Here is a 25,199-nt window from a genome sequence, read left to right on the forward strand (position 1 = left end):
TGATATCAACATAATCGACCTCATGTCGACTCCTCATCCCTTCGCGACGACGATTCACATCCGCGACCATTGCCTGTGCCTGCACACCCAGAGGGCGGCGCGGCGGCTGTCGCGGCATTTCGACGAGGCGATGCGGCCGGTGGGGATCACCTCCGGCCAGTTCTCCCTGCTGAACGGCCTGAACCGCCCTGAACCGCCGACCATCGGCGCGGTGGCAAGCCTGCTGGCCATGGATCGTTCGACGGTGACCGCAAACCTCAAGCCGCTGGAGCGGCAGGGGCTGGTGCGTATCGAGGCCGATCCCGAGGACAAGCGCGGGCGGCGCATCGCCCTGACCGAACAGGGCCTCGCGCTACTCGCCGCAGCCACCCCCATCTGGACCCGCGAACACGCCGCCATCGAGGCGACCCTGGCCGGCGGCGGCGACGCCCTGCGCGCCGGCCTGAACCAGTTGATCTGAAACGCGTCCCAACTGCGACACGCCACACTCCGGACAGGGTTGAGGTTCTGTGGTAGAAGGACCATCTGCTCCCTGACCCCCGACCGCCTTCCGAGCCCCCGATGTACGAGACCCCCGAACTGGACAACGAGACCTTCACCCGGTCGAGCGCGATCCGGATCTATGATCAGGACGATTTCGAGGGCATGCGCATCGCCGGCCGGCTGGTCGCCGAGGCGCTGGACATGATCGTCCCGCACGTCGTGCCGGGCGTGACCACGGGCGAGATCGACGACCTGATCCGGGAATACACCCTGGACCGTGGCGGCCTGCCCGCCTGCCTGGGCTACAAGGGCTATACGAAGACGGTCTGCACCTCGATCAACCACGTCGTCTGCCACGGCATTCCGGGCGACCGGGTGCTCAAGGACGGCGACATCGTCAACATCGACCACACCGTCATCGTCGACGGCTGGCACGGCGATTCCAGCCGGATGTATGCTGTCGGCAACATCAATCCGCGCTCGAAGAAGCTGATCGACGTCACCTATGAGGCCTTGATGCTGGGTCTGGAGCAGGTGAAGCCGGGCAATACCTTCGGCGACATCGGCTACGTCATCCAGCGCCACGTCGAGGCCGCCCGCATGAGCGTGGTGCGTGACTTCTGCGGCCACGGCATCGGCCGCGTCTTCCATGACAGCCCGAATGTCCTGCACTACGGCCGCAAGGGCGAGGGCGCCGTGCTCAAGCCCGGCATGTGCTTCACGGTCGAGCCCATGGTCAATCTGGGCAAGCCGCACGTGAAGGTCCTGTCCGACGGCTGGACCGCCGTGACCCGCGACAAGTCCCTGTCCGCCCAGTGCGAGCACACCGTCGGCGTGACCGAAGACGGCGTCGAGATTTTCTCGGCCAGCCCCGCCGGCCTGTTCCGCCCGAACTGAGCCTGATGATCGGCTTCGCGCTCGCCACCGCGATGGCGGTTCAAGCCGCGCCTGAACACCGCTTCGTCCTGACCGGCTCGGGCCGGTTCGCCGTCTTCGCCGACCTGTCCACGATCGAACGCGACGGCGACACGGCGACGATGCGGTCCTTCCAGGTCGTTGAGCCCGGCTTCACGGCGGGCGCCAATGCCTATTGGGGCGGCTGGTCGCGCTGGCGCTTCGATTGCAGGGCCCTGACCGCCGACCGTCTGGACTTCGCCGGGGTGCGTGAGGGCGGCGCGGAAGGCCCGTCCAGCCCCGACAACCAGCCCGCCTATGCCGCCGCGCCGGGCGGCGATGCAGCCGAACTTCTGGCCGCGGCCTGTGGCGATACGAACCGCCCCGCCGAGGCTAAGACGCTTGAGGACGCGGTTCGGCGTGGACGAGCCGCTCTGGCGGAATAGCCTCGCCTCCCTGCCAATCCAGACGGTCCCGCGGCAGGGCTTCGGGGCACTGGTCGCGCATGAAGGCCATCAGCTTCTCACGAATCTCACAGCGCAGATCGAAGGCGACCGGCGCTGATCGGGCGCTGGCCAGACAGCGGACCTGCATGACCCGTTCGGTGATGTCGGTGACCTGCATCACCTGCACGTCCCCGTCCCAGAGCTTCGAGGACTTCACGATCCCTTCGAAGGCTTCGCGCAGCCGGTCGATGGGGGCTTCGTAGTCGACGTAGAACATGGCCGTGCCGATCAGGCGTGCGCTCTCGCGGGTCCAGTTCTGGAAGGGGTTGGTGATGAACCAGCTCAGCGGCAGCACCATCCGGCGCCAGTCCCACAGCTTGACCACGACATAGGTGGCCGTGATCTCCTCGACATTGCCCCACTCGTTCTCGACGATGACGGCGTCGTCGATGCGGATGGGCTGGGTCAGGGCGATCTGGATGCCGGCCAGCAGATTGGTCAGGACGGGCTGCAGCGCCAGACCGGCGATGATGCCGACGACCCCCGCCGAGGCCAGCAGACTGACGCCCCACTGACGGAAGCCGGCGATGGTCATCAGGGCCAGACCCACGGTGACGATCAGCAGCAGCACCTTGGCCACCCGCTGCAGGATGCGGGTCTGGGTATAGTGTTTGCGGGCGACCAGATTGTCCTCGGCGGTGATGTTGAACCGCCTCAGATGCATGGCGGTCCACATGTCCAGCACGCCCGAGGCCAGCCAGCCCAGCGTCAGAATGAAGGCGAACAGCAGGGCTGAACGCACCTGCATCGACGGCACGGCGTCCATCGGTGAAACGGTCACCCCGATGCCGAGCGCCACGATGATCATCATGACGCGCAGCTTCGCCCGCCCGCGCTCGATCACGCCGCGCCAGAAGACGTCCTTGTTCTTCACGACCTGCCGAAGGACGGCGAAGACCAGCTTGTGTACGATCCAGCCGCCGCCGACGAAGACGGCGAGCACGATCGCCACCACCGCCCATTCGGGCAGCCAGTTGAACTGTCGCCACAGGAGGGCGATCTCGCGGGTGATGTTGTGGATTTCGGGAGGCATCGGGCTTTAACGCGCCAGCCGCCGCCCCGTTTCGCAGTTGCGAAGGCCTGCGACCCTTAGCGCGCCGTCGCCTCGACCAGATCGGCCAGCCGCTGAGCCGCGTCGGGGATGGCCACCGACTTCGCCGCCGCGCTCATCACCGCCAGCTTGACCGGGTCGGACAGCAGCGGAACCAGCACGTCCGTCAGCCGGTCGACGGTGACGTCGTCCTCGGCGATCACCACGGCGGCCTCGACATCGGTCAGGGCCCTGGCGTTGAGGGTCTGATGGTCGTCGGTGGCGATCTTCAGGGGGATCAGGACCGAAGGCAGGGCGGCGACGGCCAGCTCGGCGCAGGTCGAGGCCCCGGCCCGGCCGATAACCAGATGGGCCTCGGACAGTCGCGTGGCCATGTCGCGGAAGAAGGGAGCGACGACGGCGTCGATCCCGGCCTCCAGATAGATCTGACGCGCGGCCTCAAGCGTCTCGGGCCGCGACTGCTGCTGCACCTTCAGGCGCTTGCGGATGGCCTCGGGCAGGGCCGCCAGCGAACGGGGCGTGGTCTCCGACAGGATGCGCGCGCCCTGGCTGCCGCCGGTGACCAGCACATGGATCGGGCCATCGGCTGTGGGCGCGACATAGGACCGGTCGAACAGGGCGCGGATTTCGGCGCGAACCGGACTGCCGACCACCTGGGCGTTGAGCCCCTCGGGCGCATGCTTCAGCGTCGGGAAGGAGGACGCCACGACCTTGACCCGCCCGGCGAGCAGCCGGTTGGTGCGGCCCAGCACGGCGTTCTGTTCATGGATCAGGGTTGACTTGCCCTGCGTCAAGGCCGCGACCAGAGCCGGGGCCGACGGATAGCCGCCGAAGCCGACCACAACGCCCGCGTCCAGACGGCTGAGGGCCGAGCGCGCCTGCAGCACGCCGCGAGTGATCGCCAGACCCGCCTTCAGCAGGGCGACGGGCCCCGAGCCGGTGGCGGTGTCGAGATAGAGCTTTTCCTCGGCCGGAAAGTTGGCGGCGTATTTCTCGCCGCGCTGGTCGGTCGCCAGCACCACCCGCCAGCCCCGGGCCGTCAGCTCGCGCGACAGGGCCTCGGCCGGGAACATATGCCCGCCGGTGCCCCCGGCGGCGACGACGCAGACTTTGGATGACATGAAAACTCCCGCCGATGCGGTGATGGTGGGGCTATCTAGCGTCATGACCCAGCCGCTGCAAAAGCTGTGCGAGGACTTCCCTGCGCACCGTTGCATACGCCGGATCTTTCGCCCTGATATCCGCGTCGTCAGCCCAGTAGCTCAACGCCAGATAGGCCTTCTGCTCTTCGCCACGCAGAACCTTGGGGTCCGGAACAGCCGCGTTCAATTCGTGCTGAAGGATATTGCCGCCCAACACCACCTGTCGGAGCGCGGTCATCAGGAACAGACGATGATCCATCGGCTCAAGGCAGGATACGCCGACGCGGACGTGACAGGCTGGCCCCCGGCTCGTAGGCGCCGGGACGGCGGCGGGTCAAGGCCAGAGCCAGTCCCATCGTCAGCCCCATGGCCAGCATGGACGAACCGCCGTAGCTGATGAAGGGCAGGGTCATGCCCTTGGTCGGGATCAGGTTCAGGTTCACCGCGCAGTTGATACAGGCCTGCAGCCCGATCAGGATGAACAGGCCCGCCGCCGCCGTCTGCTCGAACGGGTCGTTCAGCTTCATCGCCCGGCGCATGCCGCGGATGACGATGAAGGCATAGAGGCTGATGATCGTCAGGCTGAGCACCAGGCCGAACTCTTCCGCCGCGACCGAATAGATGAAGTCGGTGTGCAGGTCGGGGACGTGGCGCTTCATGACGCCTTCGCCCACGCCCCGCCCGAACAGGCCGCCGGCGCGGATGGCGTCGGACGCCCGGTCGATCTGATGGGTGTCGGTGGTCTCGGGGTTGGTGAACCGGCTCAGGCGATCGCGCATGTGACCGAACATGAAGTAGAGCGACACCACGCCCCCGGCGGCGGCCGTGGCCAGAACCGCCATCCACTTCAGCGGCACCCCGGCCATGAAGAAGACGCACATGAAGGTGGTGGTGATCAGAAGCGTCTGACCGATATCCGGCTGGATCAGCAGCAGGCCGACGACGAGGGCCCAGAAGCCGAAGGCGATCGAGACGCCGGGCACCCCCTGCCCCTTCTGGCCCTCGGCGAACATCCAGGCCGCGAAGATGATCAGACAGGGTTTGACGAACTCGGACGGCTGAAGGCTGAACGGGCCGAGGTTCACCCAGCGCGCGGCGCCCTTCACCTCGTCGCCGATGAACGGCAGGGCGGCCATGACGACGATGGCGCCCAGCAGCCCCAGCACCGCCAGACGCCGCACGCCGCGCGGCGAGAACAGGGACACCGTCAGCATGATCCCGCCCCCGATGGAGGCCCAGACGATCATCCGCCAGGAATAGTGGAAGGGATCGGTGATCGATTCATCCGCCAGGATGGCGGCGGGAGACGAGGCGAAGCTCAGCGCCACCCCCAGCGACATCAGCACCAGCGCCGCCCCCAGCAGGGCGCGGTCGACGGTCCAGAACCACTGGGCGATCGGGCTCTGGTCGTTGCGCGAGAAAGCGGGGCTGTAGGTCGGGCTGGTCATGGTTCGCTAACCATGAACGAGAGGGGTAGCTCCAAGGTTAAGAGCCGCCGCCCGGAACGCCTCTCCACGCACTTCGAAGTCCGGATATTGATCGAAGGAGGCGCAGGCCGGCGACAGGAGCACGATCTGCTCGCCTCCCGCGGCTTTGGCGTCCTCGGCGGCCGCCGCGACGGCGACGTCGAGGGTCTTCGAAATCACATACGGGGTATCGCCCAGCGTCTTCGCGAACGCCTCGGCCGCCTCCCCGATCAGATAGGCTTTCGTGACCCGGCCGAAGAGGTCGGTCAGGTCGTCGATGCCCCCGTCCTTGGCCTTGCCGCCCGCGATCCAGAACACGGCGGGGTAAGAGGTCAGGGCCTGACGCGCGGCGTCGGCGTTGGTGGCCTTGGAGTCGTTGATGAATTTGATCGTCCCGAGACGCCCGACCTCCTCCATCCGGTGGGCAAGGCCCGGGAAGCTCATCAGCCCCTCGATGGCGGTCTCGTGGGGGATGCCCAGATCGGTCGCGACGAGGAAGGCGAAGGCGGCGTTCTGGGCATTGTGTCGACCGGGCAGCGAGCGGGCCTGCGACAGGTCCACGATCCTGCAGGGCACGACCGGGCCCTTTGGCTCGTGGCGCACATTGTAGGTCAGCCAGCCGTCGTCCAGATACATGCCGGTCACGCCGTCCAGCGGCCCCGCCACCGAAACCTCATCGACCGCGCCCCGGGCGCGGAGGTCGGTCAGGATGGCGCGTCCATAGGGATCGTCCACCCCGACGTATTTGTGCGTTCGATCGTCCCGGAAGATCTTCGTCTTGGCCGCGACATAGCCCGCCATGCCGCCGTGGCGGTCCAGATGGTCGGGCGTGATGTTGGTCAGGATCGCCACATCCGGCGCGAAGCTGGTCGTCAGGTCCAGCTGGTAGCTGGAGACCTCGATCACATAGACCTGGACCTCTGCGGGCGCCGGCAGGGCCAGAACGCCGATGCCGATGTTGCCGCCGACCGCGACCTTGAGGCCCGCCTGCTTCAGAACCCAGCCGGTCAGGGCGGTGGTGGTCGACTTGCCGTTGGTGCCGGTGATGGCGACGACCTTCGGCCGCACGGCCTCGGGGGTGGCGGCGAGCGCCCGGGCGAACAGTTCGACGTCGCCGATCACCTCGACGCCCGCGGCCTTCGCCTTGTCCACCGTCCAGTGCGGCTTCGGATGAGTCAGGGGCGCGCCGGGCGACAGGATCAGGGCGGCGAACCGGCTCCAGTCCGCCGTGGTCAAGTCCTCGACGGTGAAGCCCTCGGCCTCTGCCTGCATCCGGCCCGAGACGCCGTCGTCCCACAGGATCGGGATGGCCCCGCCCGCGTGCAGGGCCCGCGCCGCCGTGATCCCCGACCGGCCGAGGCCGAAGACGGCGACCCGACGGTTCTCGAATCCGGGAACCGCGATCACGGGGTCAGCGCAGCTTGAGGGTGGCGAGACCGGCGAGCGCCAGCATGGCGGCGACGATCCAGAAGCGGATCACCACCGTCGATTCCGGCCAGCCCAGCTTTTCGAAATGGTGGTGGATCGGGGCCATCAGGAAGATGCGCTTCTTGGTGACCTTGTAATAGCCGACCTGGATCATCACCGAGGCGGCCTCCAGCACGAACAGGCCGCCGACGATGCCGAGCACCAGCTCGTGCTTGGTGGCCACCGCGATGGAGCCGAGCGCGCCGCCCAGGGCCAGCGAACCGGTGTCGCCCATGAAGATCTTGGCCGGCGGGGCGTTGTACCAGAGGAAGCCCGTGCCCCCGCCGATAATCGCAGCGCAGAAGATGGCCAGCTCGCCCGAGCCCGGCACATGGTGGACGCCCAGATATTCGGCGAAGATGAAGTTGCCGACGAGATAGGCGATCAGGCCGAACGCCGCCGAGGCCATCATCACCGGCACGATGGCCAGCCCGTCCAGACCGTCGGTCAGGTTCACGGCGTTGGAGAAGCCAATGATGGTGAAGGCGGCGAAGGCCACATAGAACCAGCCGATGTTCAGCAGCACGTTCTTGAAGAACGGGAAGGCGATCGAGGTCTCGAGGTTCGGCGAGGTCGGCGACTGGGTCATCCAGGCGACCGTGGCGATCCCGGCGATGACCGACACCACCAGCTGGGCCAGCAGTTTCTGCTTCGAGGTCAGGCCGGCCGAGGTCTGCTTCGTCACCTTTGCGTAGTCGTCGATGAAGCCCAGCACCCCGAAGGCGGCCGTCACGAAGCTGACGATCCATATATAGGGGTTGGTCAGGTCGCCCCAGAGCAGGACGGCGACGCCGATGCCCGCCAGGATCATCAGACCGCCCATGGTCGGGGTGCCGACCTTGGACAGGTGCGAGACCGGGCCGTCGTCGCGGATCGGCTGGCCACGGCCCTGTTTGGTGCGGATCCAGTTGATGAACCGGCTGCCCATCGCCACCGCCACGATCATCGCCGTGGCCATCGCCAGGGCGACGCGCACCGTCTGATACTGGATCAGGTGGAGAAGCGGATAGTCCTTCGCCACGTCGGCGTAGTGCAGGTACAGCAGGTAGAACATCGTTGAGGGGCTTTCCTTGTCCCTTGTCGGGCCCGCGCGTCCTGCGGAGCCCTGTATTCAGGCCTTATGCGCCGATCCCGGGGTTGTCGAGCGCGGCCAGGGCCTTTGCGACCAGCGAGGCCTTCGAACCGTTGGATCCCTTGACCATGACGATGTCGCCGGGCGCGACCAGTTCGCCCGCCTGCGCCGCCAGTTCCGCCGAGGTCGCGGCCCAGAGGCCCCGGCGCGAGGCCGGCAGGGCGTCGTAGAGATGGCGCATCTGCGGACCGGCGGCGTGGACCAGATCCAGCTTCGCGGCCTCGATCGTCTCGGCCAGACCGGCGTGCAGGGCCTCCGACTGGTCGCCCAGCTCCAGCATGTCGGACAGAACCACGACGCGGCGCGCGCCTGCCGCCACCGGCTTCGCGCCCAAGCTCATGAAGCCTGCCCGCATCGACAGCGGATTGGCGTTGTAGCTCTCGTCGATCAGGGTGAAGGCGCCGCCGGGAACGCGCACCGTCCGGGTCTCGCCGCGTCCGGCCAGCGGCTGGAACTCGGCCAGCGCCGCGAAGGCCGTCTCGACCGGCACGTCGAGCGCATCCAGCATCAGGATCACCGCCAGACTGTTCAGCCCCCAGTGGAAGCCCGTCTGCTTCAGCGAGAAGGCGTGGGTGCGGCCCCAGATGTCGGCGGTCACCCGGGCGCCGTCCGGACCCGGAACGAAGTCGATCAGCCGCGCGTCCTGACCGGGACCCAAGCCGAACTGGGCGATGCGTGCGCCCTGACGCAGGGCGGCCTCGCGCAGCAGGTCGACCCAGACGTTCTCGCCGTTGATCACCGCGACGCCGCCGGGGCCGAGCCCCTGGAAGATGGCCGACTTCTCGCGCGCTACTCCGGCCTCGCCGTCGGAGAAGCCTTCGATGTGCACCGGGCCGACGGTGGTGACGCAGGCCGCATGCGGCTGGACCATCTTCGACAGCGGCCCGATCTCGCCGGGCGCGTTCATGCCGATCTCGAACACAGCGCGCTCGACCGTGGCGGGCATGCGGGCCAGCGTCAGGGGCACGCCGATGTGGTTGTTGTAGCTCTTGATCGAGGCGTGGGCCGGACCGGCGAGATCGAGGCCCGCCTTGATCGCCTGGGTCACGCTGGTCTTGCCGACGCTGCCGGTGACGGCGCCGCGACGGACCTGGGGCGCGCGATCGCGCGAGGCCGCGCCCAGCTGTTCCAGCGCCTTCAGGGTGTCGGGAACGACGATGCAGGGACCGCCATCGACGACCCGTTCGACCAGGGCGCCGGATGCTCCCGCAGCGAAGGCGGTTCCGGCGAAGTCGTGACCGTCGCGCTCGCCCTTGAGGGCCAAAAACAGCTCGCCCGGGCCGATCTCGCGGCTGTCGTAGGTCAGGCCGGAAACATTGAAATCGCCGCCCTCGATCCGTCCACCGGTGGCCGCGGCGATCTCGGGCGCCGTCCACAGCGGCAGATGGGTGTCAGGCATAGGCGAGCAGGGCCTCGGTCGCTTCGGTGACGTCGTCGAAGGGATGGGTCACCCCAGCGACAATCTGACCCTGTTCATGCCCTTTTCCGGCGATGACCACCACATCTCCTTCGCCCATCAGCGATACGGCGTGACGGATGGCTTCGCGGCGGTCGCCGATTTCGAGGGCATCCGGGCAGCCCTTCCGCACTTCCGCGCGGATCATGGCGGGCTTTTCGGAGCGGGGATTGTCGTCCGTGACGATGGCCACATCGGCCAGACGGCCGGCGATCTCGCCCATCAGCGGTCGCTTGCCGCGATCCCGGTCGCCTCCGGCGCCGAAGACGACGATCAGCTTGCCGGTCGCATGGGGGCGCAGGGCCGACAGCACCGTCTCCAGACCGTCGGGCGTGTGGGCGTAGTCGACATAGACCTCGCCGCGCGCGTCCAGACCCTCGGGCCCGCGCACGCGCTGCAGACGGCCTTGCGCGCCCGTAATGCCTTCCAGCGCGCCCAGAACCCGGTCGGCGCTCTCGCCCGCGGCGATGCACAGGCCCGCCGCGACCAGGGCGTTCGAGGCCTGGAAGGCGCCGGCCAGCGGCAGGAGGATGTCATGGACCACGCCGCGCACGTCGATCGACAGGCGCTGGCCCTCCGGCGTCGCCTTGCGGCCGATCAAGGCCAGGTCGCGGCCGCGTTCGCCCACGCCCATGATGCCCAGACCCGACATGATGCTGGCCGAGGCGAAGCTGGAATAGGCGTCGGAATCCGCGTTCAGCACCGCCGTCCGGCCGCGCGGCAGAAGGGTCTCGAACAGGCGCAGCTTGGCGGCCCGGTACTCTTCCATCGTGCCGTGATAGTCGAGATGGTCCTGGGTCAGGTTGGTGAAGCCCGCCGCCTTGATCGTCACCCCGTCCAGACGGCGCTGGTCGATGCCGTGCGACGAGGCCTCGAGCGCCAGATGGGTCACCTGTTTCGCGGCCAGCTCGGCCAGCAGACGCGCGGCGTCGGCGGCGTCGGGGCTGGTCAGGCCGGGGCCGGTCAGATTGTAGGTCTTGTCGCCCTTCTGGCCGACGACGCCGAGCGTCCCCATGCTGGCCGACTTGAGGCCGAGGCCCGCCCAGATCTGGCGGCAGAAGGCGGCGACCGAGGTCTTGCCGTTGGTGCCGGTGATGGCGACGCAGGTCGCGGGCTGGGCGCCGTAGAAGCTGCGCGCGGCCAGAGCATAGGCCCGGCGCACATCGCCCGAGGTGACCAGCAGCGGCGCCGTATCGATCGGGGTGTCGACCGGGGCCAGGATCGCCGCCGCGCCCTGTGCCAGGGCCTGCGGGATGAAGGCGCGGCCGTCGGCGGCGCTGCCCGGCAGGGCCACGAACAGGGCGCCCGGCGCGACCTTGCGGCTGTCGGCGGTCACCCCGGTGATGACCGGGTCGGAGGCCACGTCGCGGCGCAGCAGATCGGACAGGTGAATGGCGCTCATCGGCCGTCCCCCTCCACGTCCTGGAAGCGCGGGATCTTGTCGCCCATGGCGGTGCGATACGGGTCGGCGCGACGCTGCACGCCCAGGAAGCCGGCGATGCGGTCGGCGATGCGGCCCACGGCGGGAGCCGCGACATAGCCGCCGGTCTTGGGATAGCTCTGCGGCTCGTCCATCAGGACCAGGATCGAATAGCGGTGCGTGCCGACCGGGCCGTCGGCCGGGAAGATGGCGGCGAATGTGCCGACGGCGTGGCTGGGGTCATAGCGGCCGTTGACCAGCTTGTTCGCGGAACCCGTCTTGCCCCCGACGCGCAGGCCCGGGGCTTCGGCGAAATTGCCCGAGCCGGCGACGACGTTGCGGCGCATCAGCTCCAGCATGGTCAGGGAGGTCTGTTCCGAGACCACGCGGCGGCCTTCGCCCCGGTTCGGAGCCCCGCCCTTGCGCAGGCTCAGCGGCAGGTAATGGCCGCCATTGGCAAGCGCGCCCATGGCCGCCGACATCTGGGCCGGAGTGATGGAGATGCCATAGCCGAAGGACATCGAGGCGAGGGTCGAGTCCGACCAGTCGCGCGGCCGGATCGGACGGGCGGATTCCCGCAGTTCGATCGGCGCCGGCTGCAGGAAGCCGAAGCGGGTCATATAGTCCTTCATCATCGTCCCGCCCATGCCGACGGCGAGGCGCGAGGAGCCGATGTTGGACGAGTGCAAATAGACTTCCTCCAGGCTCAAAACCCGGTTGGTGGCGTGGAAGTCGGTGATGCGACGCGTGCCGATCATATAGGCGCTGGAGGCGTCGATCATCGAGTTCATGTCGGCCCGGCCGGCGTCGACGGCGGCGGCGATGGTGAAGGTCTTGAACACCGACCCCATCTCATAGACCGAGCCCACGGCCCGGTTCATCGTGCCCAGCGGCCAGCTGGCCATGCCCAGGACTTCGCCGGTGCGGGTGTCGGTAACGATGCCGACCGCGCCCTTTGAGCCGTTGGCGATGGCGGCGGCGGCCAGTTCGTTCTCCAACACGCCCTGGACGCGCAGGTCGATCGACAGCGGGAACTCATCGCCGCGCGCGCCGGCGGCGCGGATCTCGTCGTTGAAGGCCAGTTCGGCGCCGGCCGTGCCCTGCCCGCCCGTGTCGGCCGAGCCGACGACATAGGTGGCGGAGTTGTTGAGCGGATAGACGCGGCGGTCCTCGGGCTCGAACGACACCCCGCCCAGCGCCAGGGCATGGATGGCCGCACGCTCGCGCGGCGTCAGGCCGGTCTGGACGATCAGGCGACGCTCCCCGAACAGCACCTTGCGCAGCCGGGACGCCGGGATCGCCGGCATGGCGCGGTGGATCTGCTCATAGGCCAGCTGACGGTCCCAGACCTCGGCCGGATCGATGTAGAGGCCGTAGTGGGTGATGTTGGACGCCAGCAGGGCGCCGTTGCGGTCCACCAGATCGGCGCGGGTCAGGGCGTTGGGATTGTCGATCGACCCCAGGCCGCCGCGCTTGGCGAAGAGGGCGGCATGGGCCGCGCCGATGGCCAGGCCGGCGAAGACCAGCGAGAAGACGCAGGTGATCAGGAAGATGCGGACCCGGGTGTCTTCCTCGGGGCGGCCGTCGGCGCGGGCGCGCTCGAACGCATGCTCGATCCACCAGATGCCCGACGAGAACAGACGCAGCCAGGGCGACAAGCTCTGGCCCACAGTCGAGCCGAGCGCCGGACGCGGTCCGGGCGCCGGACGATGGAAGTCGGTGCGGTGATCGTGAACGCTCACTGCGGCGCCTCCGTGGTCACGGGAGCGGCAGGCGCCGGAGCGGGCGCAGCGACCTGGGCCGGAGCATGGGTTGGCTTCAGGTCAGGCAGTTCGGTCTCGGTGGCCTGACGGCGCACATCGACGGGGGCCAGACCGGCCTCGCGCGACAGGGCCTCCAGCCGGCTCGGCTGTTCCAGGCGGGAAATCTCGGCGCGCAGCAGGCGGACGCGCTGGCGATTCTCGGCGATGTCGCGGTTCAGCTCGTCGATGCGGCTGCTCTCGCGCGCCGCGGCGGCCTTGGCGATATAGACCGAGAAGATCATGGCGGCGACCATCACCACGCCGATGATCTCGACCCAGCGGATGCCGCGCACCTTCCAGTCGAACAGCCGCTTCAGCATCAGGGAGGCGTTCATGCGGCGGCCCTCCAGACGGGGGCGTCGGTACGGACGCCGGCGCGCAGCCGGGCCGAACGCGCGCGCGGATTGGCCGCCAGTTCTTCCTCGCCCGCCTCGCGCGCGCCCTTGAACAGCAGGGTGAAGCTGGGCTTGCGGGTCTCGACGGCGACGGGGGCGTGACGCGAGCCGCCGGGCGCATTGCCGCTGCGCTCGGTGAAGAAGGCCTTCACGATCCGGTCTTCCAGCGAGTGGAAGGTCACGACCGCCAGACGGCCGCCCGGCGACAGGCTGGCCTCGGCCGCGGCGAGGCCGGCCTCCAGCTCGCCCAGCTCGTCATTGACCGCGATGCGCAGGGCCTGGAAGGTCCGGGTCGCCGGATGGGTCGGGGCGCCGCGACGGCCGCCCAAAGCCTTTTCGACGACCTCCGCGAGGTCGAGGGTGCGGGTGAAGGCCTGACTCTGGCGGCGACGCAGGATGGCCGTGGCGATCCGCCCCGACTGACGCTCTTCGCCGTACAGCTTGATCAGATGGGCCAGCGGCCCGTGCTCATAGGTGTTGACGATGTCGGCGGCAGTCTCGCCCTGATCGGACATACGCATGTCCAGCGGCCCGTCGCGCATGAAGGAGAAGCCGCGCTCGGCCTGGTCCAGCTGCATCGAGGACACGCCGATGTCGAACACGGCGCCGTCCAGCCGGGGCTTGCCGCTTTCGGCGAAAGCGTCGGCCAGACCCGAGAAGGGCGTGCGCACCAGCTGGAACTGGCCCGGGAAGTCGTTGGCCACGGCGTCGGCGTGCGGCTGGACCGTCGGGTCGCGATCCAGGGCGATGACCTGCGCGCCCGTCGACAGGATGGCGCGAGTATAGCCGCCGGCGCCGAAGGTGGCGTCGATCATGGTCTCGCCAGGCTTGGGCGACAGGGCCTCGATCACCTCAGCGATCAGGACGGGAGCGTGCGGAGACGCGGTCATGCGCCCTCCCCCGACATGACGACGCCGGCCCGCTTGCGGCTGCCCGGCTTGCGGGCCTCCCACTTCGCCTTGTCCCAGATGCGGAAACGGCGCCCCATGCCCAGGATGACGACCTCGTCGGTCAGTCCGGCCTCTTCGCACAGGCTCTCCGGCAAGGTGATCCGACCGCCGCCATCGTAGGAAAGCGGGCGCTGGCCCGCATAGAAGGCCTCCTCCAGCGCCGTGCGGTCCTCGCTGCCGAACGGCAGGGCTTCGATGCGCTCGACATAGTCGGCCATCAGCGGGTCGCCGCCGGCCTCGAGGCAGTCGTCCTTCATGGAGAGGAAGCAGAAGACGCCGTGCTCGGCGCCGTTGTCGGAGGTGCGGAACTCCTGAGGGATCAGGAGACGACGTTTACCGTCCAATTGTTTCTCAAAGGTGCCGAGAAACACGCCCTTGTCCCATTCGGACCCGTCGGTCCGCCCCTGAACTGCCAAAACGCCTGGAGCCAGACGCTGATCACCCCCGGCTCACGAAACTGGGATAACATGGGATCAGGTGGGTCTCAATGGGATTGGAAGGCACTTTTTAACCATGTTCCGACTGTGTTCACGATGTCGCGTAATGATACGTAAGAACATACACAGAACGCGCTCAGTAACGCCGGTTCGACGACCAGTCTGAGCCGAAGGTCTCGACAGCGGATTAACGAGTGAAATCAAGCGACGGTCGGAGTTCCTCGACGGAACCCCGACAACCGGGACGCGCGACGACGCTGACGCGAATACTCGCGCTGGTCATGCCAAAGTTAGATGTGGATCGTCGGCCAACCGCCCTTCACCGAACGGCAAAGGTTAACGCCGCTGAGCCCTCTACCTGGCTTCAACTAGCCGAAGAGGCGTTAGGCCCGGAACTGGCCTCAAGTAGCTCGAACGGGCGTTAGGCCAAAAATAAGGTCAGACGGCCTGTAAGCCGGGTTCTGTTCCGTCCGAAGACAGCGACGATCATTCCTCTGGACCGCCCATTGCTGGACGGTTCTCGCGACCTACCCGGATGCCTCGGGCGGTGACCCTGCGAGCGAACTCGCACGACATCCCTATTCGGTCTTGCTCCAGGCGGGGCTTGCCATGCCGGTCCTGTTGCCAGTCCCGCGGTGGGCTCTTACCCCACCCTTTCACCCTTCCCTGCGTCGCGACGCAGGCGGTTTGCTTTCTGTGGCGCTATCCCTCGGGTCACCCCGGGCGGGCGTTACCCGCCGCCTTTTCACCGTGGAGCCCGGACTTTCCTCGACAGGGCAAGCCCCGCCGCGACCGCCCGGCCGTCTGACGGCGGCGTTAGTGAGGGTTTAGAGGGGCGACGTCAATTCAGAACGCCCGTCACGCTCTCGGCCGTGGCCAGTTGCAGCACCCCCATGAGGGTGGCCCGGGTCTCGCCGTCGGCGACGCCGTCGACGCGGTCCTGACGCCAGTGGCGCTGGAAGGCCTTCACGGTCGCGGCCGTCTCGGCGTCATAGGTCCCGCCCGGCTGGAGGGCATAGCCGAGACGGTGCAGGCCGGCGCGCAACACCACAACCCCGATCCCCTCGTCCCCCACCTGCAGGAAGCCGCCCAGCGCTGCGATCCGTTCCTGCGCCGGTTCGAACCACAGGCCATGCCCGGCCTGCGCCAGCCGCTTCCAGGGGAACAGCTCGCCCGGGTCTTCCTTGCGCTCGGGCGCCAGGTCGGAGTGGGCGATGATGCGGGCGTCGGGGATGCTCCAGCGCGAACGGATGTCGGCGACCAGAGCGATGACCGCCTCGATCTGCGCGTCGGGGAAGGCGCGATAGCCGAACTCATGGCCCGGATTGACGATCTCGATGCCGATGGAGGCGGCGTTGACGTCGGTCTCGCCCTGCCAGGCGCCGCGTCCCGCGTGCCACGCCCGGCGCTCCTCGGGCACCAGCGCGAAGATCCGTCCGTCCTCCTCGACCAGATAGTGGGCCGAGACCTCGGCGGCCGGGTCGCGCAGCCGCGCCAGAGCCGCCTCGCCGGTCGGCATGCCGGTATAGTGCAGGACCAGCATGTCCGGCGGTCCGCGTCGCGCGTTGAAATTGGGCGACGGCGCGTCTTCGAATGTCAGGGGCATTGATCGGGCCTTAGTGGCCGGGCCGTTCCCAGCCATAGGTGACCCAGGTGTCGCCGACCTTGCGGGCCTCGATCACATCGTCGCCGCGGCGGGCGCGCACGGTCATCTTGCGGCGCGCGCTCATGGCCAGGCCCGCGAAGAACACCAGCACGCTGGCGACCACGGCGATGACGGCCACGGCGGCGGCGGTGAAGACGGCCAGAACGGCGCCGACGGCCAGGGCCACGATGGTCGCCACCAGACCGGCCAGCCACATCACCGGCGCGAGCCAGCCGCTCGTCTGGCGACGGGCGTTGAAGCCGAGCGGGGTGAAGCGGTCCTGGGTCATTCGAATCCCTTTCAAGGCGTTCCGTGGAACGCCTGACCCCTAATGTCGGTCCATAGAGGTGAACCGTCAATGACCAAGGGCTTCACAGGCGGGTGTGTCGCGCCCCTCGGTCCGTTTCGATCACTGCAGTGGCGTATCGGCCATGACCACGGAACCGCGGCTGCGCATCCGGTCGGCCTCGATGGCGCGCATCGTCGCCTCGGCCTGGGGATCGGACATCACCCCGCCGATGGCGATCAGGGCGTGGGCGGCCTCGCTGGACACGCCGAAGACCGACGACAGGGCCTCCCAGGGCGATTCCGCCTTGGGATAGCGCTTGAAGCGGACCGACTGTCCGGCCGGAATCCTGGCCAGTTCGCGGGCCTTGCCGATGGCTTCGGTCACGCCGCCCAACTGGTCGACCAGCCCCAGATCCTTGGCCTGCGCCCCGGTCCAGACGCGGCCGCGCGCGATCTCGCGAACCCGCTCGACCGGCAGATGGCGGCCGGTGGAGACCCGCTGGACGAACTCGTCATAGGTCTTGTCCATCGAGGCCGAGAAGGCGGCGCGCTGGCTGGCCGTGAAGGGCTCGGTCGGGGAGAAGGCGTCGGAATAGTCGCCGCCCACCGAGATGCCGCGCATGTCCACGCCGAAACGGGCCAAAGCCGGGGCCAGGACGAACTTGCCGCCGAAGACGCCGATGGAGCCGGTCAGGGTCGAGGGCTGGGCCACGATCCAGTCGGCCTCCGAGCTGATCCAGTAGCCGCCCGAGGCGGCATAGGAGCCCATGGAGACCACCACCGGCTTGCCGGCGGCCCTGGCCGCGCGCACGGCGGCCAGGATCTGTTCGGAGGCTTCCGGCGAGCCGCCCGGCGAGGAGACGCGGAAGACGATGGCCTTCACGTCCTTGTCCTCTATCGCGTCATAGATGGCCTTGGCCGTGTCGTCGGAATGGATCGACGATCCGCCGCCGAAGCCGCCCCCGCCGCCGCGGCCGGTGACGATGTCGCCCTCGGCGCCGACGATGGCGATAGCGTTCGAGCCCGAGCCGTCACGCGAGCCCTTGGAGGAAGCGTAGTCGCCGAATTCGATGATCTCGGCGTTGGAGCCTGCGCGGCGCCTGGCCTCCTTCTCGGCCTCCTCGACCTGGCCGATCTTGTCGATCAGCTTCAGCGACAGGGCCTGCTGGGCCGAATAGGGGCCGGCCTCGATCGTGGCCTTCAGCGCAGCCGGCGCCAGCTTGCGGTCCGAGGCGGCATTGGCCAGGGCGTTGGTGTAGATGGAGGTCATCCAGGCCGTCATCGCCTCGCGGTGCGGCTCGGTGAAGTCGGACTGGGTGTATTGGTTGACGGCGTTCTTGTACTCATAGCGCTGCTCGAAGTCGGCGCGGACGCCGTACTTCTCGAACGCCCGGCCCAGGAAGACCTCGTTCGATGCGAAGCCGGTCACCTGGAAGTTGGCGGTGTTCTGCATCCACAGCTCCGACGCCGAGGCGCCGATCATATAGCTGTCGATGACGGTCCCGACCGGCTGGAAGCCTTGCGAGTGGGCGATGACCGGCTTGCCCGAGGCGCGGAAGCGGCGGATCGCCTGACGGATCTCATCGGCCGAGGCCGGGGTCACGCCGCCTTCAGGCAGGCGCAGCAGCAGGACTTTGACGTGATCGTCCTTCTCGGCCTGGGCCAGGGTGTCGACCACCTTCATCACCGACAGGCCCGAGCCGCTGAAGGCAGCGAAGGGGTTAGACGAAGCCTGGTCCGAGATGCCGTCGCGCAGATCCAGTTCCAGCACCGAATTGGCCGCCGTCGTCTGCTTGGACGAGCTGGACGCGGCGCCGATGATCATCGTGAGGAAGATAAAGGGCAAAATCACGAAGAACAGCAGCAGGCCGGCGAACACGCCGCCCATCGTCAGGAAGAACTGTTTCATGGTCAGGCGGCGATCCGTCGCAGGGCCAATGGCGGCGCTTCAGCGACCATAGAGACCCGCAGGTCACCGTCAAATGAACGTATCGCGGCAGGCGAGGTGAAATCACGATTTCGCTGCGACGCAGCAATGCGATTGATGCCCTCGGGTGAAATCCCTATATGAGCCGCCTGCGAGCGGGGGCCGATAGCCCCGCGTCACGACCGGACAGCACCTCCCATGCTGGTCACCCTGATGAAGGCCAAACTGCACCGCGCGACGGTGACCCAGGCCGACCTCGACTATGAAGGCTCGATCGCCATCGACGGCGATCTGCTGGATGCCGCCGGGATCTTCCCGCACGAACAGGTCGATGTGCTCAACATCACCAACGGCGCCCGCTTCACGACCTATGCCATCGAGGCCCCGCGCGGCTCGAAGGTGATTGGCGTCAACGGCGCCGCCGCGCGCCTGGTGCAGAAGAACGACAAGGTCATCGTGGTCACCTACGGCCAGATGCCCCAGGAAGAAGCCCGCCAGTGGTCGCCCACCGTCGTGCTGCTGGACGACGCCAACAACATCAAGCGCGCCGCCTGATCCCTTCATACCGGTGACGCCGCCCGCCATCCGTGGTTCAAGCCGCGCATGAGTGAAGCGACGACCGATCCCCTGGCCCTGAAGAAGGCCGAGACCCGCGCCTGGTTCGAGGCCCTGCGCGACCGGATTCATGCGGGTCTGGAGGCGCTGGAGGACGCGGCGCCCGCCGACCTCTTCCCCTGCGAGCCCGGCCGTTTCGTCAGCACCCCCTGGACCCGCGCCGCCAACGCCGACGGAAGCCCGGGCGGCGGCGGTGTCATGGGCATGATGCACGGCCGGCTCTTCGAGAAGGTCGGGGTGCACTGCTCGACCGTCCACGGAACCTTCCCCGCCGACTATGCGAAGACCGTCCCGGGCGCCGAGGAGGATTCGCGCTTCTTCGCCACCGGCATCAGCCTGATCGCCCACCCGTGGAGCCCGCGCGTCCCGGCGGTGCATATGAACACCCGCTTCATCGCCACGACGAAGAGCTGGTTCGGCGGCGGCGCCGACCTGACCCCCGTGCTCGACGTCGACCGGACGCAGGAAGCCCCCGACGCCCTCGCCTTCCACGCCGCGATGAAGTCCGCCTGCGACGCCCACAACCCGGACTATCACCCGCACTTCAAGGCCTGGTGCGATGAGTATTTCTGGCTGCCCCACCGCAATGAACCGCGCGGCGTCGGCGGCATCTTCTTCGACCACCACGACACCGGCGACCACGCCGCCGACTTCGCCTTCACCCGCGACGTCGGGACCGCCTTCCTCGACGTCTATTCGGCCCTCGTGAGCCGCCGCATGGCCGAGCCCTGGACGGCGGAAGAACGGCAGGAGCAGCTGGTTCGCCGCGGCCGCTATGTCGAGTTCAACCTGCTCTACGACCGCGGCACCATGTTCGGGCTCAAGACGGGCGGCAATGTCGAGTCGATCCTCAGCTCCATGCCCCCAACCGTCGCCTGGCCCTGAAGGTCCGCGACAGAGTGGCGCACGGGTGTTCCGCGCTTTCCGCCGATCCTGCGCTGTGACCTAGTAAGCCCGTCGTTGGTCCCCCCGACGACAGGCGACCCGGTCTCGTCGATACCGCAAACTGTCGGCGCGGTTGGGTCGCCACCGTCTGGTTAGCGAGGCGGCGTCAGCAGGGCGCCGATATGCTGCCAATGGCCGTCGGGCGCGCGTTGCAGCACCGCATGCACCGGCGTCGCCCCGGGCTCCTGATAGGAGACGATGACGCGGTCATCGTGAATTTCCGGCCGGCCGAGGATAACCGCCGGGCCGCGCGACACCAGCTGGACCTCGATGAACGAACAGCCGCGCAGGGAGATCGGCGTCGGCCCGCGTTGTTCCGGCCGCTGCGGCAAGAAGGGCGGATTTTCGGGGACCGCCACGTCCAGCACCTTCAGCCCCGTCCCGTCGAGCGGACGCGAGAACACCTCCAGCGTCGTGGCCATCACCGCGCAGTCGTCAGCCGAAGCGGGTGTGCCGACGATAGGCGGCCCGCTCGGCGCGCCGGTGGTCCCGCACGCGCCGAGCGCGAGGGTGACGGCGGAAACGGCAACAACGGCGGCAGTCCGGATCGCGGGGCGCATATGTCTCATCCTGAGGTCTTTCAGCCTTGGTCTTGCAGGTTAGATGCCACTGCCGGCCTCCTCGATCGGGGGCGGGGTCAGCATCAGGAAGGCGCGGATCCAGGCGGTCAGCACGGCCCGATCATTGACCCGCGACAGGCTGGCGACGGCCTCGTCGGCCAGATCGTGGGGCACCCGCGTCCCACGCCGCGCCTCGATCAGGGCGACGCCGTATTCGGGCTGGAACTCCGGATGGCACTGGAAGGAGACGACGCCGTTCTCACCCCCCGTGGGATCGTCCCAGGCCAGGCCCGCATAGGGGGTGAAGGCGCTGGATGCGATCACCCGGGCGTCGGGCGGCAGGATCTCGACCTGGTCCTGGTGCGAGACCGGAATGGCGATGCTGGCGGCGCGCGGGAACATCCACGGCTCATCGGCGACGACGTCATAGCGATGCAGGCCGACGCCCCAGCCCTTGTCCGACTTGGCGACATGGCCGCCGAAGGCCTGGGCCAGGGCCTGATGGCCGAAGCAGATGCCGACCAGCCGGGTCTTGCCCCGCGCCGCCCTCAGCCAGTCCAGCAGGGGGGCGATCCACGGCAGGTCGTCATAGACCCCCGCGGCCGAGCCCGTGACGATGGCGCCCTGGAACTCGGTCGGGTCCTCGGGCAACCGCCCGGCCTGAACGTCGAACCGCACCGTCGCCACCCCCTCGCCCAGCAGGGCGCGAAAGCGTGCGGGATAGTCGTCGAAGGCGTCCTGCAGGTCAGTCGGCGGCTTGCCGGTTTCCAGAATGGCGATGGGCTTCACGGCGGTCTCCGGCTCGGTAGCCATAAGAGGCGATCCCGGCGCGGGGCGAAAGGGCAGTATGCGTTAACGCTGTCTGCTCACCGCCCCTTGAGACATCCCCGCTACGGTCGTCCAATGGCCGACAGCACCCAATTCAGGTTTTCGAGCGTCGCCCCGGACCGCCGCGACCAGGCCCGCACAGGGTTTCGCAAGTCGCGCCGCCCGCAGGAACGCGTGCGCCTGATGGGTCAGACCGTCGATCTGGTGAAGCCGGAAGAAGTGCTCTTCCACATGCAGCGCTGGATCCAGGACGGCCGCAAGGCGATCATCGCCAACCACAATCTGAACAGCCTCTACCTGCTGCGGAAGCATCCGGAGATGCGCGCCTTCTACGAGCGCGCCGAGCTGGTCGAGCTGGATTCCACGCCGCTGGTGCATTTCGCGAAGCTGCTGGGCATCAACAGCCGCCCCTTCCACCGCTGCACCTATCTGGACTGGCGCGACCATTTCTGGAGCCTGGTCAACCGCAACGGCTGGCGCATCATGTACGTCGGCGCGACCCAGGAGGTCGTCGATATCGCCAAGGCGCGGCTGAACGCCCGCTATCCCCGCGCGGTCATCGAGACCCGCAACGGCTATTTCGACGCCACGCCCGGCTCGGCCGACAACGCCGAGGTCCTGAAACAGATCAAGGCCTTCCAGCCCCATGTCCTGTTCGTCGGCATGGGCATGCCGCGTCAGGAAATCTGGATCACCCAGAACTTTGAAGCCCTGCCCGACTGCGCCGTCTTCTCGGTCGGCGCCGCCTTCGACTATGAGGCCGGGGTCCAGAAGTCCGCGCCGCGCTGGATGGGCAAGGCCGGGGTCGAATGGCTGTACCGCCTTGCCGCCGATCCCAAACGCCTGTTCCGCCGCTACTGCGTCGAGCCGTGGAGCCTGCTGGACCTGATCTATGACGACCTGGCCGCCGCCGCGAAGCGCCGCCTGAAAGCCGTCCGCAAGGGCGCCGTCCTCCCAGTCGGCAGCGAAGCCCACCCGGGACGTCGGTAGCGTTTATGTCCTTCTCCCCTTGCGGGAGAAGGTGGTTCGCGAAGCGAGACGGATGAGGGGTCGTGCCGCCCTCTGAAATTCAGCCTGCCAAAACGTCTCTGAGCCTGACAGGTCTGCGTGACCGCTCATCCGTCAGCCTTCGGCTGCCACCTTCTCCCGCAAGGGGAGAAGGCTCAGACACTTACGCCGCTTCCAGCTCTTCTACACCGACGCCGGCCAGCGTCGTCTCGATGGCGGCGAACAGGGTGGTCAGGGTGATGGGCTTGGCCAGATGGCCGTCGGCGCCTGCAGCCTTGCCCGCCGCGACATGCTCGGCCAGGGCGTTGGCGGTCAGCATGATGATCGGCGTGCGGACGCAGGCCTGCTCGGCCTCAAGCGTCCGGATCGCGGCGGTGGCGGTCAGGCCGTCCATCACCGGCATCTGCATGTCCATCAGGATCAGGTCGAAGCGCTCGCCCCCGGCAAGACTGGCCGCATAGGCGTCGAGCGCTTCCTGGCCATTCTCGACCGGGACCAGTTCGACCGCGCTCTCCGCCAGCATGATCTCCACCACCTTGCGGTTGGCCGGGTGATCGTCGGCCAGCAGGATGCGCAGGGTCCCGGCGGCGTCGGTCCAGCCGTCCTCGTCATTCGAGGCGCGGGCGGCTTCCACGGGCGCCGCGGCTTCGCATTCCGGCAGGGGCAGGTCGAACCAGAAGGTCGCGCCCTCGCCGGGACGGCTGCGGCAGTCCAGGGTCCCGCCCATCAGCTCGGACAGGTCCTTCGAAATCGCCAGACCCAGACCCGTGCCGCCGAAGCGCCGGGTGATCGAGCCGTCGGCCTGCTGGAAGCGGCCGAAGATGCGTTCCTTCTCGGCGTCGTCGAAGCCCACGCCTGTATCGGTGACAGTGAAGCGGGCCAGGCCCTCCGGCGTCATCTCGCCGGTCACCCGCACCGAGCCCTTGTCGGTGAACTTGAGGGCGTTGGAAATCAGATTGGTCAGGATCTGGCGGAACCGCACCGGATCGCCGCTGACCACATGCTCCAGGGCCGGGTCGATCGTGACCTCCAGCGCCACGCCCTTTTCCTCGGCCGTCTGGGTCCACAGCATACCCACACCCCGGGCGGCGTCGCCCAGATGGAAGGGCGCCGTCTCGATGGTGACGTTGCCGGACTCGATCCGGGCGCTGTCGAGGATGTCGGACAGCAGGCGTTCGAGGGTCACGCCGGAAGCGCGGATGACCTCGACCATCTCATGCTCGCGCGGCTTCATCCCGGCCCGGGCCAGGGTGTCGGCCATGGCCACGATGCCGTTCAGAGGCGTGCGGATCTCATGGCTCATATTGGCCAGGAACTCGGACTTGGACAGGTTCGCCGCCTCGGCCCGCTTGCGGGCGACGCGCAGATGTTTCGACAGACGGAACTGCCAGATCAAGGTCGCGATCGCCGACAGGAAGAAGACGACGGCGATGCCGACGATCCAGTTCTGCGACCGGATCACATCCTTCTGCAGGACGGTGTTGGCGCGTTCGGTCTCCAGCTGCTGGCGACGGCGATCCAGCTTGTCCTGCATGTCGCCGGTGACCTGGCGGATGCCGGCGCTGAAGCGGCGGTTGGCCTGGATTTCAGCGGCCTGATCGTATTCGCGCAGCTTGCGATAGGCCTCGGCCGGACGCCCCTCGGCAAACAGGAGTTCGGCCTCGACGTGGGGGATTTCCGACACCCCGTCCTCGCGGAAGGCGCCGGCGGCTTCGCGGCGGCGAACCTCGGCCAGATCTGCGCGCGCGGCTTCCACATTGCCCAACTGGGCGTTGGCGATGGCTCGCATCGGCAGCAACCGCCCGGCCAGGAAGGCGGCGGCGCCCAGCTGGTGGCCATAAGGTTCAAGACATTTCAGAACGTCGCGCGGCGCATGGCGGGCCTGGGCGACCGTCGCGCACAGGCTGGCGTCATAGACAGAAAGGCTCTGCAGTCCGGCGCGGGCCGCCAGGCGGTGGTGGGCGGCGGCCAGACGGTCGGCCAGAGGCTGATCGCCCACCTGAACCGCCAGCCGGGCGAGGTTGTACAGGCTGTCGAAGTCGGGGCGCGGATAGGCGGGGTTGGCGAAGTCGATCTCGAACTTGCCGAAGGCGGTGGCGCTGCCCTCGAAGTCGTTCAGCTTCATCAGGCCGATGCCCGCGACCTCCCACACACCCGCATGGGCCGTAGCCGAATAGGGATCCTTCTCCGGAATAGCTCCGTCGATCTCGGCCAGCATCTTCAGCCCGTCGCCGATCCGGTCGTTGTCCATCAGGGACAGGGCATAAAGGCGGGTGGCGTGGACGCGCACGAACCAGTCGGTCGCCGTCGCCGCGATCCGCTTCATCTCCTCGGCGGCCTCGGCCTCACCGGTGTCGTAGCGAACGGCGAGATCATTCAGATGGGCGATCGCCACATAGCGGGCGTCGCCCTGGTTGCGCGCCGCCGCTTCCAGCTGGCCGTTCCAGTAACGGGTGTGATCGAACTCGCCCTGGTTCAGATAGATCCAGGCGACATGATAGAGCCGGTTCAAACCCTCGCGGTCGTTGCGGGCCATGGCCGCCTCACCGAACCGGTCCAGGGCATGGAAGTTGGTGGCGCTCGCCCGCTTCTCGACCGTCGCAATCAAGGCTGTGGGGCTGCGCGGCGGCGTCGAGGCCTGCGCTGAAGCAGCCTCCGCCCCGAGGGTGATCGCGAAGCACGCCGCGATGATGAGCTTTACTAAACGGAACATACGAAATCCGGGTGAGCCTCCGTCTTCGCACAAGAACCTTGAGCAAGGCTTAGCGGAGACATTCGCGAA

Annotated in this window: 24 protein-coding genes and 1 other RNA gene; 6 read left to right on the forward strand and 19 right to left on the reverse strand. The window is 67.9% G+C overall.

The annotated features are described in order from the left end of the window. Positions 1–22 precede the first annotated feature (22 nt). The 3 genes from AC07U0_RS01610 (at position 23) to AC07U0_RS01620 (ending at position 1,823) form a co-directional block, all read left to right on the forward strand. A complete protein-coding gene (locus AC07U0_RS01610) occupies positions 23–460 on the forward strand; it encodes a MarR family winged helix-turn-helix transcriptional regulator (RefSeq protein WP_494718288.1) in 438 nt (145 codons plus the stop codon). 101 nt (positions 461–561) lie between these two features. After that, a complete protein-coding gene (gene map / locus AC07U0_RS01615) occupies positions 562–1,380 on the forward strand; it encodes a type I methionyl aminopeptidase (RefSeq protein ID WP_492031776.1) in 819 nt (272 codons plus the stop codon). Between the two features lie 5 nt (positions 1,381–1,385). Beyond that, entirely contained in the window at positions 1,386–1,823 is a 438-nt protein-coding gene (locus AC07U0_RS01620) for a hypothetical protein (RefSeq protein ID WP_494718289.1), read from the forward strand. Here AC07U0_RS01620 and AC07U0_RS01625 read toward each other — a convergent pair. The 16 genes from AC07U0_RS01625 to sppA form a co-directional block, all read right to left on the reverse strand. Further along, positions 1,771–2,916 carry a mechanosensitive ion channel family protein gene (locus AC07U0_RS01625; protein ID WP_494718290.1) on the reverse strand — a complete coding sequence of 382 codons (1,146 nt, stop codon included), beginning with the start codon at positions 2,914–2,916 and terminating at the stop codon, positions 1,771–1,773. The two genes, AC07U0_RS01620 and AC07U0_RS01625, sit on opposite strands and share 53 nt — an antisense overlap. Positions 2,917–2,972: 56 nt before the next feature. After that, the gene (murG, locus tag AC07U0_RS01630) at positions 2,973–4,055 is read right to left on the reverse strand and encodes an undecaprenyldiphospho-muramoylpentapeptide beta-N-acetylglucosaminyltransferase (protein WP_494718291.1); all 1,083 of its coding nucleotides are present in this window, start codon (positions 4,053–4,055) and stop codon (positions 2,973–2,975) included. 31 nt (positions 4,056–4,086) lie between these two features. Further along, on the reverse strand, positions 4,087–4,335 hold the full coding sequence (locus AC07U0_RS01635; RefSeq protein WP_494718292.1) for a hypothetical protein: 249 nt from the start codon (positions 4,333–4,335) through the stop codon (positions 4,087–4,089). A gap of 4 nt (positions 4,336–4,339) precedes the next feature. Continuing rightward, on the reverse strand, positions 4,340–5,524 hold the full coding sequence (gene ftsW / locus AC07U0_RS01640; protein WP_494718293.1) for a putative lipid II flippase FtsW: 1,185 nt from the start codon (positions 5,522–5,524) through the stop codon (positions 4,340–4,342). Positions 5,525–5,530: 6 nt separating this feature from the next. Beyond that, complete coding sequence (gene murD, locus AC07U0_RS01645) at positions 5,531–6,949, reverse strand: UDP-N-acetylmuramoyl-L-alanine--D-glutamate ligase (protein ID WP_494718294.1); 1,419 nt, start codon at positions 6,947–6,949, stop codon at positions 5,531–5,533. Positions 6,950–6,953: 4 nt separating this feature from the next. After that, positions 6,954–8,063, reverse strand: coding sequence for a phospho-N-acetylmuramoyl-pentapeptide-transferase (gene mraY / locus AC07U0_RS01650; protein ID WP_494718295.1), 1,110 nt, complete (start codon positions 8,061–8,063; stop codon positions 6,954–6,956). A gap of 64 nt (positions 8,064–8,127) precedes the next feature. Next, a complete protein-coding gene (locus AC07U0_RS01655) occupies positions 8,128–9,540 on the reverse strand; it encodes a UDP-N-acetylmuramoyl-tripeptide--D-alanyl-D-alanine ligase (protein ID WP_494718296.1) in 1,413 nt (470 codons plus the stop codon). Further along, positions 9,533–10,999: a UDP-N-acetylmuramoyl-L-alanyl-D-glutamate--2,6-diaminopimelate ligase gene (locus tag AC07U0_RS01660; RefSeq protein WP_494718297.1), complete on the reverse strand. Its 1,467-nt coding sequence runs from the start codon at positions 10,997–10,999 to the stop codon at positions 9,533–9,535. The genes AC07U0_RS01655 and AC07U0_RS01660 overlap by 8 nt, the downstream gene beginning before the upstream one ends. Beyond that, entirely contained in the window at positions 10,996–12,687 is a 1,692-nt protein-coding gene (locus tag AC07U0_RS01665) for a peptidoglycan D,D-transpeptidase FtsI family protein (protein WP_494719174.1), read from the reverse strand. The genes AC07U0_RS01660 and AC07U0_RS01665 overlap by 4 nt, the downstream gene beginning before the upstream one ends. Before the next feature lie 68 nt (positions 12,688–12,755). Further along, positions 12,756–13,154, reverse strand: a complete 399-nt coding sequence (gene ftsL / locus AC07U0_RS01670) for a cell division protein FtsL (protein WP_494718298.1) — start codon at positions 13,152–13,154, stop codon at positions 12,756–12,758. Further along, a complete protein-coding gene (rsmH, locus tag AC07U0_RS01675) occupies positions 13,151–14,104 on the reverse strand; it encodes a 16S rRNA (cytosine(1402)-N(4))-methyltransferase RsmH (RefSeq protein ID WP_494718299.1) in 954 nt (317 codons plus the stop codon). The genes ftsL and rsmH overlap by 4 nt, the downstream gene beginning before the upstream one ends. Then, positions 14,101–14,508, reverse strand: a complete 408-nt coding sequence (locus AC07U0_RS01680) for a division/cell wall cluster transcriptional repressor MraZ (RefSeq protein ID WP_494718300.1) — start codon at positions 14,506–14,508, stop codon at positions 14,101–14,103. Before AC07U0_RS01680 ends, rsmH begins: the two co-directional genes overlap by 4 nt. A 527-nt stretch (positions 14,509–15,035) precedes the next feature. Continuing rightward, positions 15,036–15,409: RNase P RNA component class A (rnpB, locus tag AC07U0_RS01685), an RNA gene on the reverse strand. A gap of 33 nt (positions 15,410–15,442) precedes the next feature. Further along, positions 15,443–16,207: an N-acetylmuramoyl-L-alanine amidase gene (locus AC07U0_RS01690; protein WP_494718301.1), complete on the reverse strand. Its 765-nt coding sequence runs from the start codon at positions 16,205–16,207 to the stop codon at positions 15,443–15,445. A gap of 10 nt (positions 16,208–16,217) precedes the next feature. Next, positions 16,218–16,535, reverse strand: a complete 318-nt coding sequence (locus AC07U0_RS01695) for a hypothetical protein (protein ID WP_207868480.1) — start codon at positions 16,533–16,535, stop codon at positions 16,218–16,220. Between the two features lie 120 nt (positions 16,536–16,655). After that, positions 16,656–18,443: a signal peptide peptidase SppA gene (sppA, locus tag AC07U0_RS01700; protein ID WP_494718302.1), complete on the reverse strand. Its 1,788-nt coding sequence runs from the start codon at positions 18,441–18,443 to the stop codon at positions 16,656–16,658. A 216-nt stretch (positions 18,444–18,659) separates the two neighbouring features. On the opposite strand from sppA, the gene panD reads away from it, so the two are divergent. Next, the gene (gene panD, locus AC07U0_RS01705; RefSeq protein WP_207868482.1) at positions 18,660–19,016 is read left to right on the forward strand and encodes an aspartate 1-decarboxylase; all 357 of its coding nucleotides are present in this window, start codon (positions 18,660–18,662) and stop codon (positions 19,014–19,016) included. A 48-nt stretch (positions 19,017–19,064) separates the two neighbouring features. Next, on the forward strand, positions 19,065–19,961 hold the full coding sequence (gene hemF, locus AC07U0_RS01710; protein WP_494718303.1) for an oxygen-dependent coproporphyrinogen oxidase: 897 nt from the start codon (positions 19,065–19,067) through the stop codon (positions 19,959–19,961). Positions 19,962–20,113: 152 nt separating this feature from the next. On the opposite strand, the gene AC07U0_RS01715 is transcribed toward hemF, so the two are convergent. Together AC07U0_RS01715 and AC07U0_RS01720 are read right to left on the reverse strand one after the other, a co-directional pair. Then, entirely contained in the window at positions 20,114–20,581 is a 468-nt protein-coding gene (locus tag AC07U0_RS01715; protein WP_494718304.1) for a hypothetical protein, read from the reverse strand. A gap of 39 nt (positions 20,582–20,620) precedes the next feature. After that, positions 20,621–21,394, reverse strand: a complete 774-nt coding sequence (locus AC07U0_RS01720) for a type 1 glutamine amidotransferase (RefSeq protein WP_494718305.1) — start codon at positions 21,392–21,394, stop codon at positions 20,621–20,623. Between the two features lie 90 nt (positions 21,395–21,484). On the opposite strand from AC07U0_RS01720, the gene AC07U0_RS01725 reads away from it, so the two are divergent. After that, positions 21,485–22,399: a WecB/TagA/CpsF family glycosyltransferase gene (locus tag AC07U0_RS01725; RefSeq protein ID WP_494718306.1), complete on the forward strand. Its 915-nt coding sequence runs from the start codon at positions 21,485–21,487 to the stop codon at positions 22,397–22,399. Positions 22,400–22,580: 181 nt separating this feature from the next. Here the strand turns inward: AC07U0_RS01725 and AC07U0_RS01730 are convergent, their stop codons facing one another. Then, complete coding sequence (locus tag AC07U0_RS01730) at positions 22,581–25,130, reverse strand: ATP-binding protein (protein ID WP_494718307.1); 2,550 nt, start codon at positions 25,128–25,130, stop codon at positions 22,581–22,583. Positions 25,131–25,199: the final 69 nt, after the last annotated feature.

The organism is Brevundimonas sp. GW821-FHT02A10, assembly GCF_059422025.1.

Excerpts from the sequence above, each read along its gene's own strand:
- AC07U0_RS01610 (WP_494718288.1), top strand. The coding sequence starts at position 23 with ATGTCGACTCCTCATCCCTTCGCGACGACGATTCACATCCGCGACCAT.
- map (WP_492031776.1), top strand. The coding sequence starts at position 562 with ATGTACGAGACCCCCGAACTGGACAACGAGACCTTCACCCGGTCGAGC.
- AC07U0_RS01620 (WP_494718289.1), top strand. The coding sequence starts at position 1,386 with ATGATCGGCTTCGCGCTCGCCACCGCGATGGCGGTTCAAGCCGCGCCT.
- AC07U0_RS01625 (WP_494718290.1), bottom strand. The coding sequence starts at position 2,916 with ATGCCTCCCGAAATCCACAACATCACCCGCGAGATCGCCCTCCTGTGG.
- murG (WP_494718291.1), bottom strand. The coding sequence starts at position 4,055 with ATGTCATCCAAAGTCTGCGTCGTCGCCGCCGGGGGCACCGGCGGGCAT.
- AC07U0_RS01635 (WP_494718292.1), bottom strand. The coding sequence starts at position 4,335 with ATGGATCATCGTCTGTTCCTGATGACCGCGCTCCGACAGGTGGTGTTG.
- ftsW (WP_494718293.1), bottom strand. The coding sequence starts at position 5,524 with ATGACCAGCCCGACCTACAGCCCCGCTTTCTCGCGCAACGACCAGAGC.
- mraY (WP_494718295.1), bottom strand. The coding sequence starts at position 8,063 with ATGTTCTACCTGCTGTACCTGCACTACGCCGACGTGGCGAAGGACTAT.
- AC07U0_RS01655 (WP_494718296.1), bottom strand. The coding sequence starts at position 9,540 with ATGCCTGACACCCATCTGCCGCTGTGGACGGCGCCCGAGATCGCCGCG.
- AC07U0_RS01660 (WP_494718297.1), bottom strand. The coding sequence starts at position 10,999 with ATGAGCGCCATTCACCTGTCCGATCTGCTGCGCCGCGACGTGGCCTCC.
- ftsL (WP_494718298.1), bottom strand. The coding sequence starts at position 13,154 with ATGAACGCCTCCCTGATGCTGAAGCGGCTGTTCGACTGGAAGGTGCGC.
- rsmH (WP_494718299.1), bottom strand. The coding sequence starts at position 14,104 with ATGACCGCGTCTCCGCACGCTCCCGTCCTGATCGCTGAGGTGATCGAG.
- AC07U0_RS01690 (WP_494718301.1), bottom strand. The coding sequence starts at position 16,207 with ATGCCCCTGACATTCGAAGACGCGCCGTCGCCCAATTTCAACGCGCGA.
- AC07U0_RS01695 (WP_207868480.1), bottom strand. The coding sequence starts at position 16,535 with ATGACCCAGGACCGCTTCACCCCGCTCGGCTTCAACGCCCGTCGCCAG.
- sppA (WP_494718302.1), bottom strand. The coding sequence starts at position 18,443 with ATGAAACAGTTCTTCCTGACGATGGGCGGCGTGTTCGCCGGCCTGCTG.
- panD (WP_207868482.1), top strand. The coding sequence starts at position 18,660 with ATGCTGGTCACCCTGATGAAGGCCAAACTGCACCGCGCGACGGTGACC.
- hemF (WP_494718303.1), top strand. The coding sequence starts at position 19,065 with ATGAGTGAAGCGACGACCGATCCCCTGGCCCTGAAGAAGGCCGAGACC.
- AC07U0_RS01715 (WP_494718304.1), bottom strand. The coding sequence starts at position 20,581 with ATGCGCCCCGCGATCCGGACTGCCGCCGTTGTTGCCGTTTCCGCCGTC.
- AC07U0_RS01720 (WP_494718305.1), bottom strand. The coding sequence starts at position 21,394 with ATGGCTACCGAGCCGGAGACCGCCGTGAAGCCCATCGCCATTCTGGAA.
- AC07U0_RS01725 (WP_494718306.1), top strand. The coding sequence starts at position 21,485 with ATGGCCGACAGCACCCAATTCAGGTTTTCGAGCGTCGCCCCGGACCGC.
- AC07U0_RS01730 (WP_494718307.1), bottom strand. The coding sequence starts at position 25,130 with ATGTTCCGTTTAGTAAAGCTCATCATCGCGGCGTGCTTCGCGATCACC.